Raw genomic sequence first — 11,154 nt, 5'->3', positions numbered from 1 at the left:
ACGGGCTGCATGTCCGCCCGGGCGACCCCGCCGCTCTCGCCGCTGCCTTGCGCCGGGCGATGGACGAGACCGGGCTCTGGCAGCGTCTCGTCCATGGCATCCCCGAGCAGCCTTCGCTTGCCGAATGCGCCCACCGGCATCTCGCTCTCTTCGACAGCCTCAAGCTCGCGGAGGCCGCATGACGACGGCTACACATCAGGACAACGAGGTCCGCCTGCCACGGATCGACGCGCCGAAGCCCGATCCGGCCAAGCTGAACGGGCGGATTGATGCTCTCGACGGCAACCGGCTGCATGGCTGGATCTGGGATGAGGCCCGCCCCGACCAGCCGATTGTCGTGAAGCTCTATTGCGACGGCAAACTCGCCCTCGAGGCCCTGGCCGATCAAAGCCGCATCGACCTGCGCCGCAACGGCATCGGCGACGGCAGGCATGCCTTCTCGATGGAGCTGGACGACAGGCTGATCGCGGCCCGCGGCCGTCTGAGCGTCGTCGGGGTTTCGCCGGCGACGGGTTCAGAACTGGAATTGCGGCTGCCGGCGGCGGACGAACTGGCCGCGGAGGCGGCGATCGCCGTGCCGCTGGCGCGCTTCTTCGACAAGGTCGAGGTGTTGATCGCACTCAGCCGCCGCGCCCAGCTCGCCCAGAAGGAACTCAACGAGAAGCTCGATCGCATCGCCGCCCGGCTCGAGGAGAACAATGCGATCGCCGAGGCGACCAAGGCGGAGGCCGAAGCGCAGAGCGAGCTCGTGCGGCGGCTGGGAGAGCTCGACGTCTTCCAGCTGCGCTTCGACGGCACGCTGCGCGGCTTCGACGAGAGATTGGCCGCGATCCGCAAGGAGGCGCGCGCGCCGCTAAGGCAGGTGACGGTCATCCTCGGCTTCCTCTCTGCGCTCGCCGCCGCGATGTCCTTCGTCACGCTGGCCGTCACGCTGTGGGGAGGCTGAAACGATGAGCGAGGTCATCGTCCCCGAGCGGACAGCCGTCGCGCCGGCGCCGACCGTAGCCTGGACGCCGCTCGGCGAGAACGCGATTCTCGTCCGCAGCGCCTGCGACGCCATCCCGGCCAAGGTTCCGGTCGCGGTCGACGGCAACCCGCGCAACCGTGCCCAGACCATGGTGCTGAGCTGGCGCCGCCCCGGCGCCGATGCGTCGTCGGCCACGGGCTTCCTGTGCCTGGCGCCGGCACCGAGCGTCGACAACGGCGGCGGCGCATTGCTGATCGGACGGCCCGGCCGCCCGTTGCGGCTGATCCTGGCGCCGAAGCCGCAGCCACTGCAGGCCTTCCTTTCCGAGCTGGGCGACGACGCAGGGCAGGCCTTCCCGAGCGTCGTCGACGGGCTCCTGGAGGTGCTGCTGACCGGTGCGCCCAATCCGCGCCGTCTGCGCGCTGTGGCGATGCTGCTGCAGACGGTCGCGCGGCCCGGCGGTTTCGTGGAGGTGATGGGAGCGCTCGGCGAGGCGGGAGCGGGCGACGGCATCTTCCTGCAGGGCTGGACGTCCCATTTCGCCGCCGGGCGCACCAAGCTTCTGATCTCGCATGGCGGCCTGTCGCCGGCCCATCTCGAAGCCGGGACCTTCGAGCGCGACGATCTCGGCGAGGGCGCCCGCGGCTTCTTCGGACTGCTCGAAGACAGTCACGCCCAGCGACCGGGCGAGATCGAGCGCCTCTACTTCCGCGGCAACGACGGCTGGCGCGCGCTGGAGGTTTACGAGCGCTACGTCCTGCTCGAGCCGGTCACCGTGCCGGGGCACCTGCGGGATGGATTGCAGCGCGGCACCGCTCCTCCGGCGACGGCGGACAAGCTGCGGCGCGCCTCGCAGCGCTTCGACGGTCGCGACACCGTCTGCCTGCTGGATGAACCGGTGCGGGCGGGCATCGACGCGGTGACCATCGTGGAGGACACCGGCGTTCTGATCATCGGCTGGCTGTTCGACCCCGAACGCCGGGTGGGGAGCGTCACCCTGCGCAGCGGCAGCCAGTCCTGCGCCGTCGATCGCCTGTGGACACGCGTGCAGCGTGCCGACGTGACCGCCGCCTTCATGGAGGATCCGCGCTTCGGCCCGGCCCTGGCGTCGCGGCGCAACAATCACGGCTTCATCGTCTTTGCGCCCAAGCTCCTGCCGGAGGCGGGGCAACCGCTTCACCTCGCCTTCGAGGTGCAGGGCACGGGCCCGGCCTTTCTGCCGCTCGAGTCGAATCGCGCGCCGGCGCGGCGCGCGCTGGAGCGCGTGCTCGGCCTGCTCGATCCGCGCTCCTCCACCGCCAACGCGGTGGTCGAGCGTCAGATCGCCCCTGCGCTCCAGGCAGCTGAGATCGCGCCGCCGCGCGCGGCGGAAACCCTCGATGTCGGGACTTTCGATCCCGAGGCTGCGATCGGCCTCGTCATCGGCCTTGATCACCGCCATCGCGAATTATCGGCGCTGTTCGCGCTGCTCGCGATGGATCCCGAGGCGCGGCCCCTGCCGATGGTGTTGGCCGCGCCCTCCGAAAGCTTCGATCGCGTGGGGGCCGAGGCACGTCGGCTCGCGCGCTTCTATGGACTGTCGATGCGCCTCGTGGCCGTCGAGGGCGTCGAGGATGCCTGCGACGCTCTGGAGGCCGGCGTGCGCGCCTGTCGCTTCCAGACGGTCGCCTTGCTGTCGGGCGCCGCGCAGATCCGCATGCCCGGCTGGCTCGGTCGGCTCGAGCGGGCCTACCGGGCACGGGGCGGCCAATGCGTCGCGAGCCCGACGCTGCTCTTCGAGGACGATTCCATCCGCTGGGCCGGCGCCTGGCTGGAAGGCGAGGGCGCGAGCCGGCGCATCGCCAACCGCTTCGTCGGCTATCCACTCGATGCGGTCGGCAATCTCGGGCCGATGGAGGTCGCGGCCGGTGCGAGCGAATGCTGCGTCCTGTCGCGCGCTGCCTTCATCGAGGTCGGCGGCTTCGCGCGCAATTATTTCACCACGGCGGAGAAGGGGCTCGATCTCTGCCTCAAGTTGCGAATGGCTGGCTCGCCCTCGCTCTGGGTACCCGATGTCGAGGTCTATGCCGTCGACGATGCGGAGACCGCGACACCCCATGCCGGCGCGCTCGCGCAACTCGCCGACCGCACCAGCTTCGACCGGCGCTGGGCGCTCGCCATCTCCAACATGAAAGGCTGAGGATGCGGGTTCTGGTGATATCGCACGGCCATCCCTCGCTCTCGCTCGGCGGGGCGGAGGTGGCGTCCTACAACCTGCACAAGGGGCTGCAGACCGGCGAGGGCGTCGATTCCCATTATCTCGCCCGCGTCGGCGCGCCGACGCCGCGCCACGCGGGAACGGCACTGATGAGCCTGCGACAGCGGGGCGGCGAACTGCTCTACTACGCCGAGGACTACGACCACTTCCTGATCTCGAACCGGGCAACGGAAGAGATCGACCGCGACTTCGTGCGCGTGCTGCACGACCTGAAGCCGGACGTGGTGCATTTCCACCATTTCATCGGGCTTGGGCTCGAATGCCTGTTCGCGGTGCGCGACGCATTGCCCGACGCGCTGATCGTGGTGACCTTCCACGAATATCTCTCGATCTGCCACCACCACGGCCAGATGGTGAAGACCGGTGCCTTCAAGCTCTGCTACCGGGCCTCGCCGACCGACTGCAACGCCTGCTTCCCGGACATCTCGCCGGCCCGCTTCCTGGCGCGCGAGACCTTCATCAAGGGCATGCTCGGCCTTGCCGACCATTTCGTCTCGCCGAGCCGCTTTCTCGCCGACCGCTATGTCGACTGGGGGCTCGCCGAGGAGCGCTTCTCGGTGATCGAGAACGGCATCGACGTCGCCAGCACCGCCCCGCCGCGCTCCCTGCCGGAGGGGCGCACGCGTCGCTCGCGCTTCGCCTATTTCGGGCAGCTCACGCCCTACAAGGGTGCCGACGTGCTGATCGACGCCGTGACCCGCATCCCGGATTCGGTCTGGGACGACGATGCGATCCTGCTGGTCTATGGCGGCAACCTCGAACGTCAGCCCCAGGCCTACAAGGACAAGTTCGCGAAGCTGGTGGAGAGCGCCGGCCGCCGCGTGCGCTTCTGCGGTGCGTTCCAGAACCACGAGATGCCGAACCTGATGCGCTCGGTCGACTGGGTGGTGATGCCATCCGTCTGGTGGGAGAACTCGCCGATCGTGATCCAGGAAGCCTTCTTCCATGGCCGCCCGATCCTGGCGAGCCAACTCGGGGGCATGGCGGAGAAGATCACGGACGAGGTCGATGGCCTGCATTTCCGCGCCGGCAGCCCGGAAGATCTCGTCGACTGCATGACCCGCGCGCTGACCGAACCCGGGCTCTGGGAACGCTTGCGCGGCGGCATCACGCGGCCGATGAGCCATCGCGAATGCGCCGAGACCCATCTCGCGCTCTATCGCCGCCTGATCGCCGAGCGCAGCCGGCCGGCGCCGGCGCGACGCGATGCTGCGGCGATGATCGCCTGACACCACAACGAGACAACAAGGGGAGACCAGTCATGGCCCGCATCCTCGTCATCAGCCCGTCCGGGGAGGTTTACGACCACGACAATGTGCGCTGGTACGACTACGCCAACCTCGCCAGCCACATCGACCATTATCACAACATCGGTGATGCCTTCGTCTTCGATTCCTCGCTGAAACTGCTCAATTTCGAGAAGCTCGACGAGTTGCCGATCGATCGCGTCGATCCGGCCATGATCGACAGGCTGAACGCCGAATACGACTATGTCTTTCTGCGTGGCTCGAACTACGTCCATGCCGAGATGGACTGGGTTCAGGCTCCGGATGTGCTGCGCCGGCTGAAAATTCCGGTCATCGCGTTCGGCATCGGCGCGCAGGCACCGGTCAGCGGCACGCTGGAGCTGAGCGAGGCGACCAAGACGGTCCTCAAGCTGATCGGGGATTCGACGGCCTCGCTCGGCGTGCGTGGGACCTATTCGGCCGAGGTGCTGAACGATCTCGGCATCAAGAACGTCCGCATCATCGGCTGCCCCACCGCGTTCCGGAACAACAATCCCAATCTTGCCATCCGCCTGCCCGCGCTCGAGCAGGTCAAGAAGGCCGGCATCACGCTGCGGCGCGAGGTTTCGAAGACCTATGCGCAGGACATCCAGCGCTACCTCACCTTCCATCGCGATCTGGTGAAGGCGATGGCGGACCGCTTCGAGGTCACGCTGATGTCGCAGGGCGAAGCCGAGGAAAAGAAGCTCGCCCTCGGCACACCCGAGCAGAAGGCCGCGGCCATGGCCGCGCTCGAGGACAATGCCTGGGCGACCAGCTGGTATCTCGATGAGCAGGTCGCGGATCTCTATCAGAGCCGCATGTTCTATTCGGACGTCGTCGCGGAGTACGAGCGGCTGGTGCGCGGACTCGATCTCGTGCTCGGCTACCGGCTGCACGGCAATCTGATGGCGCTCGCCAATGGCACGCCGTCGATCTACTTCACCTATGACAGCCGTACCGTCGAGTTCGCGGATACCTTCAAGATTCCGAGCGTGGATGTCTTTGCCGGCCAGGAGTTCCGGCTGGAGGACTACTGGGACCAGGCGCGATTCGATCGTTTCAATACCGCTTACGCCCAGGTCTACGGACAGATGCGCGACTTCCTCGTCGAGAACGGCGTCGACAACAAGATGGTTCCGCGCACAGCGGAGCCGCAGCGGAAGGTGGCATGAGCGGCGCCCACACCCTGAACGCAGCCCTGTCGGCGGCATTTCTGCTGCTGGCGCCTCTGGCTGCACAGGCGCAGGCTCCGGGCTACAGGCTCGAGGTCGCGCCCGGTGCCAAGGAGGAGACAGTCGTCTCCTGGGCGCGCGAGCGCTGCGAGGAGTGGGACCTGCCGGACGCACCGCTTCGGGCCTTTCGTGACGACAAGGGCGAGGTCGTCGCCTTCGCCAGCCATTACCGCAGCCGCCCGTTGATCGGCGCCGACCTGTCCTCGGTTCGCAAGAGCTGCGCCGTCTCCTTCGAGGCGAAGAACAGCGCCGATCCGAGCGAGTTCAGCGACAAGAGCTGGATCGCCGCGACCTGGACCGACGACGGACGTCATGTCCAGGCGTTGATCCATGCCGAGTACCATGCCGACAAGCATCCCGGAGCCTGCCGTTTCAAGGAGGCGATGAGCTGCTGGTACAACGTCGTTACCGCCGCCAGGTCGAGCGATGGCGGGCGCAGCTTCAGGACCGATGAGCCGCGCCCCCTGGTGGCGGCTCCGCCCTACAGGCAGGATGTCGATCAGGGCCGGCATCGCGGCTTCTTCAATCCGTCGAACATCGTCCAGAAGGACGGCGCCTGGTATGCGCTGATCGCGACCACCGGCGGCGAGGGCCAGAAGAACGGCGTCTGTCTGTTCCGGTCCACGGATATCAAGGATCCGACGACGTGGCGCGCCTTCGACGGGCAGGATTTTACCATTCCCGCCGTCGATCCCTATCGCGATGACCTGAGCCAGGCGCGGCCGTGCCGGCCGCTCAAGGAGCTGCCGACCACGGTCGGCTCCGTCACGCGGCATGAGGCGAGCGGGAAATGGCTCGCGCTGTTCCATCTCGGCCCGGACCCGCGCCAGAACGTCGTGCGCGGGCGCGTCGCCTATAGCTGGTCCGACGACCTGATCCACTGGTCGCCGCTGCAGACGCTTCTCACGCAGCCAACGATGTGGAGCAAGGATTGCAGCGACCGGCTGCGCTACGCCTATGGCGCCATCGCCGACCCGCAATCGCGCTCGCGGAATTTCCAGACGACAGGCGACACCGCCTACCTGTTCATGACGCGGATGCACGTCACGGGCTGCAAAGTCGGCCCCGATCGCGACCTGGTCCGCCTGAAGCTTCGTTTCGTCAAGGAGGACCCATGAACGCGCCCGTGCTCTCGCCGGTCCCGACCGTTTCGCTGGATACCGCCACCAGAATCCTGCGGGCGAACACGGGCGAGGTCGTCGTCTCCGTCAGCCGCCGGCCGGATGGAGGCTGGCCAGCTCTCAAGCTGATACTGGACGGGCAGGATTACGCCACGATCCAACCCGGCGCGATCGTCACGGGCGAAGCTGATGCCGTGGAGCTGGCGATCCCGCTGCCGCGTCTGCCAGAAGGACGCCTCCGCTCGATCGCGGTTGCCGACGCGACCACGGGCACGCTCGCCCCCGGCTCGAACCTGCGCCCGATCCCGACCGAGACCAAGCTGCGGGCGCTGGTGATCTATCCAGCCGGCGAGGTCTACGACCACGACAAGGTGCGCTGGTACCGCGCGCCGATGGAGAAGCTGCTCAGCGACTATTTCAACATCGGCGACATGATCGTCTACGACTCGACGCTGAAGCTCCTCGACTACGCGCATCTGGAGCCGATGAAGATCATGTCGCCGACGGATGCCGATATCGCGCGCTATGCCAGCGAGTTCGATTTCGTCTTCGTGCGCGGCTCGAACTTCATCCATGAGAGCATGGAGTGGTTCCGCGCCGTCGAGGTGCTGGAGAAGGTCAAGCTGCCGGTCTACGCCATCGGCGTCGGCGCGCAGGCGAGCCAGAACCGTAGGATCGAATTGCCGGAGGCCTCGAGGCGCTTCTGGTCGATCGTGGCCGAACGTTCGGCCGCCATCGGCGTGCGCGGCGCCTTCAGCGCCGAGACGCTCCGGCAGAACGGCATCCGCAATGTCGAGGTGGTGGGCTGTCCCTCGATCTTCCGGACCCGCAATCGCGACCTCCAGATCCGCGTTCCCGACCAGCGCGATATCCGCAAGGTCGCGTTCAGCCTGCGTCGCGAGGCCGACAAGAGCTACACCGCCGATCCGGAAGCCTATCTGCGCAACCAGAAGGCCGCCCTCCTCAAGGTCGACGACCAGAGCGAGATGGTGATGTCCTCGCATGGCGAGCAGGAGGAGAAGGCGTTCTTCCTGCGCGATGCCGCGGCCAAGGAAAATGCGGTTTCCGAATTCGTGCGGACCGGCTGGTGGAGCGGGGCGGACGATGCCGCGATGCGCCGGATCTACGAGAAGCAGCTCTTCTCCTTCTTCGATGTCGAGCATTACGACGCCTTCGCCCGCTCGCAGGACCTTGCCGTCGGCTATCGCGTCCATGGCGTGCTGCCGGCCGTGGCGCATGGCGTGCCCGGCGTGCTCGTCGCCTATGACACGCGCAGCCAGGAGCTGGCCGAGACGCTGAAGATCCCGGTCGTGCCGGAAGCGGCCCTGGCCGAGGGCGGCTGGCGTGCGGTCTATCAGGAAGCGGCTCTGAACGGTCTCGCGAAGAGCTATGGCGGGTCTTACGACCGGATGCGCAATTTCCTCGATCGGAACGGGATTCCTCATCGGATGTGAGGGCTGGCCGGGGCGGGATCACGGTCGGCCAGCCCCGGATCCATATTCGGCCTCACAGGTCCAGCAGGTCTCGAGCCCAAGACTGCAAGCCTATCGGTTCCCACCAATCAGGAGACGGTCATGAAGATCGAATATGATGCAGGCACAGCGCTTTCGATCATGCGCGGCAACCCCGTGCGCGGCTGGATTTCGGGCAAACCGGAAAGGATGGCCAAGGAGCGCCTGACCACGGGCGACTATCTCGCCATCGAGCACAAGCCGAAATTCAGGATCGATCCTTCGTGGCCGATCTTCACCATGGGCTCGTGCTTCGCGCGCGAGGTCGAGAACCTCCTGATGATGCGCGGCCTGCGGTTGCTGCTCAACGGCCACGGGGTGCCGGCCGAGCATTTCGAGAGCTGGAACGAGGAAACCGGCCGTGGCGGTGGAGCCAGTCGCGGCGAGCTTTCCCGCGGGGCACTGAACAAATACTCGGTGCGCTCGATGACCCATGAGCTGAAGCGGGCCCTGCTCGGGGAGAGCTACCCCGACGAAGGGCTGATCGAGCTCGCGCCCGGACAGTGGTTCGATCCGCAGGCCAGTGGGCTCAAGCTACTCGATCGCGAGAACGCCTTCGCCAATCGCAAGCGACTTGCCGAGGCGACAGCGCAGATCAAGCAGGCGCGGGTCTGCTTCTTTACGCTCGGACTGACCGAGACCTGGCTCGATGCGCAGACCGGAATCGCGATGAATGCTCATCCTGGCCCGAACTGGCTGCAGCGGATGCCGGAACGCTTCCGCTTCGTCGACTATGGCTACGACGCGACGCTCGCTGACATGGAAGAGATGCTCGGATTGATCCGCGAGCATTGCCATCCGGAAATGCGCTTCGTCGTCACCGTCTCGCCGGTGCCGTTCGGCGCGACCTTCAAGGATGCCGATGTCATCGTCGCCAACAGCGCCTCGAAGTCGGTGCTGCGGGCGGTGGCGGAGGAATTGTTCCGGCGCCACGACTTCGTCGACTACTTCCCGAGCTACGAGATCGTGCTCAACTCGCCGCGGGCGATCGCCTTCCAGGAAGACCAGCTCCACATTGCTCGCGATATGGTCGCGCATGTGATGACGACCTTCCAGAACGCCTATCTGGCGCCGGTGGAGCGGTCTCAGGCGGCCTGACGAGCGAACCGGCTGTCGTTGCTGCCGGTGGCAGCCTCCATCGACCGCCGCATCGCGCGTCGCTCGAGGTGGACACGCGGGGCTTCCGTTGTGTCCACTCTTGCGGCCGGAGGGCCTAGGGTCCGGGCTTGCGCGCGACCAGGGCGAAGCGGGTCGAGGAGGCGAGGCGGATCGCGTCGTGCAGTGGCGCCGCGCGCTGCTGCTCGCGGACGACCTGGTGATAGTCGGCCGGCGCGATCTCTCCGAAGCCTGCCGCCCTCAGCATGGTTTCGAGCCTCTCGCGGCTGAGGCCGTCCCGGAAGTAGAAGCGCTTGGTGATGGAGGCGTGGGTGTCGGCGTCGATCTGGTGCACCGGCGCGCCGCGGCGGTCGCGCAGCCAGTTGCCGAAGCGGTTGACGAGGGCCTGCCAACGGCTGCGGTTGACCCAGTCACCGTCGATGACGAGCAGCCGGCCGCCGGGCCTGAGAACGCGGAACCACTCGGCGAAGGCGCCTTCGGGATCGGTCAGCGTCCAGACGAGATGGCGCGTGATCAGCGCATCGTAGCTGGCATCGTCGTCGAGAAGCCGCTCGGCATCGCCGAGCAGGATGCGCGCCGCCTTGCCATGCTTTGCACGGGCGCGGGCGATCATCGCCTCCGAGAAGTCGAGCGCTGTGACGCGGTGGTCGAGGGAGAGCAGCGCGCGCGTGATCTCGCCCGTGCCGCAGGCGAGGTCGAGAACCTCGAGCGGCTCCGATCCGAAGGCGCCGCGGATCAGCCGCTGGAAGGCCTGCAACTCGCGGTCCGACTTGATTGCATGGCCGAAGGACAGGTCGAAGCTCTCGGCACGGGCGGACCAGTAGGCGCGGATCTCCTCCTTGAGCGAGAAATTGTCCTGGGGGGCGGGTGCCGATGGGGTGGGTACCGACATGATTCACTCAGTCCGGATATAGGGTTCGACCAGCAACGTGCCGCGTGCCGAGCGCTCGAGATGCACGCCGACGGCGTATGTCTCGGAAACCGCCCGGTGGGCCAGCACCTCGGCGGGCGCGCCGGCCCGGGCGATGCCCCCGTCGTTCATGACCAGGACACGGTCGGCGAAACGCGCTGCCAGCGAAAGGTCGTGGATCGCAACGACGGTGACGATGTCGCGCCGGCGTGTCGCCTCGCGAATGATCGCCATCACGTCGAGCTGGCGGCGGACGTCGAGCGCGCTGGTCGGCTCGTCGAGCAGGAGCACGTCGGGCTCTCGTACCAGCGCTTGGCCGATCGCGGCGAGCTGGCGCTGGCCGCCGGAGAGCGTGCCGATGTCGCGCGAGGCGAAGGCGCTCAAGCCCAGCTCGGCGATGACGGCCTCGACAGCGCGGATGTCGTCGGCCGAGGCGGCCAGGGCGAAGCCGCGATGCAGGCTTTTGCGGGCGAGCAGGATGACGTCGAAGACCGAGAGCGCGACGCGGGCCTCGGTGTCCTGCGACAGGTAGAAGATCTTGCGCGCCCGCTCGCGGCCGGTCAGCGGGGCGAGGTCGGCGCCATCGAGCGTGGCCGAACCGGCCTGCGGCCGCAGCAGCCCGGCGGCGCAGCGGAAGAGCGTCGACTTGCCGGCGCCGTTGGGGCCGACCAGCGCCGCGAGCTCGCCGCGTGGCAATGCTCCCGTCGAAAGCCGCGTCAGCACGGGCGTCGCACCGTAGCGGAAGGAGAGATCGTGGATCGCGAGCGCCATG

At 67.3% G+C, this 11,154-nt stretch carries 9 protein-coding genes and 1 pseudogene; 8 read left to right on the top strand and 2 right to left on the bottom strand.

Going from position 1 to position 11,154, the window contains the following annotated elements; translation table 11 throughout:
* The 8 genes and pseudogenes from BGO20_RS20855 to BGO20_RS20820 form a co-directional block, all read left to right on the top strand.
* Positions 1-182: pseudogene (locus tag BGO20_RS20855) on the top strand (glycosyltransferase family 4 protein); the annotation flags it as partial.
* Entirely contained in the window at positions 179-946 is a 768-nt protein-coding gene (locus BGO20_RS20850) for a hypothetical protein (RefSeq protein ID WP_291659382.1), read from the top strand. The pseudogene BGO20_RS20855 and the gene BGO20_RS20850, both read left to right, overlap by 4 nt.
* Positions 947-950: 4 nt before the next feature.
* Positions 951-3,146 (top strand): glycosyltransferase family protein, encoded by a 2,196-nt coding sequence (locus BGO20_RS20845; protein WP_291659381.1) that lies wholly within the window; start codon positions 951-953, stop codon positions 3,144-3,146.
* A 2-nt stretch (positions 3,147-3,148) separates the two neighbouring features.
* Positions 3,149-4,453, top strand: a complete 1,305-nt coding sequence (locus tag BGO20_RS20840) for a glycosyltransferase family 4 protein (RefSeq protein WP_291659380.1) — start codon at positions 3,149-3,151, stop codon at positions 4,451-4,453.
* 32 nt (positions 4,454-4,485) lie between these two features.
* Entirely contained in the window at positions 4,486-5,664 is a 1,179-nt protein-coding gene (locus BGO20_RS20835; protein WP_291659379.1) for a polysaccharide pyruvyl transferase family protein, read from the top strand.
* The gene (locus tag BGO20_RS20830) at positions 5,661-6,842 is read left to right on the top strand and encodes a hypothetical protein (protein WP_291659378.1); all 1,182 of its coding nucleotides are present in this window, start codon (positions 5,661-5,663) and stop codon (positions 6,840-6,842) included. The genes BGO20_RS20835 and BGO20_RS20830 overlap by 4 nt, the downstream gene beginning before the upstream one ends.
* Positions 6,839-8,299, top strand: a complete 1,461-nt coding sequence (locus BGO20_RS20825; protein WP_291659377.1) for a polysaccharide pyruvyl transferase family protein — start codon at positions 6,839-6,841, stop codon at positions 8,297-8,299. Before BGO20_RS20830 ends, BGO20_RS20825 begins: the two co-directional genes overlap by 4 nt.
* Before the next feature lie 120 nt (positions 8,300-8,419).
* The gene (locus BGO20_RS20820) at positions 8,420-9,454 is read left to right on the top strand and encodes a GSCFA domain-containing protein (protein ID WP_291659376.1); all 1,035 of its coding nucleotides are present in this window, start codon (positions 8,420-8,422) and stop codon (positions 9,452-9,454) included.
* A gap of 115 nt (positions 9,455-9,569) precedes the next feature.
* Here BGO20_RS20820 and BGO20_RS20815 read toward each other — a convergent pair whose 3' ends face one another.
* Together BGO20_RS20815 and BGO20_RS20810 are read right to left on the bottom strand one after the other, a co-directional pair.
* A complete protein-coding gene (locus tag BGO20_RS20815) occupies positions 9,570-10,364 on the bottom strand; it encodes a class I SAM-dependent methyltransferase (RefSeq protein WP_291659375.1) in 795 nt (264 codons plus the stop codon).
* A gap of 3 nt (positions 10,365-10,367) precedes the next feature.
* On the bottom strand, positions 10,368-11,153 hold the full coding sequence (locus tag BGO20_RS20810) for an ABC transporter ATP-binding protein (RefSeq protein ID WP_291659374.1): 786 nt from the start codon (positions 11,151-11,153) through the stop codon (positions 10,368-10,370).
* Position 11,154 lies beyond the last annotated feature (1 nt).

This window comes from Allobosea sp. 67-29, assembly GCF_001898115.1.
GTDB lineage: Bacteria > Pseudomonadota > Alphaproteobacteria > Rhizobiales > Beijerinckiaceae > Allobosea.
Note: the sequence above shows the minus strand (reverse complement) of the source record. Positions and strands in the feature narration are given on the sequence as shown.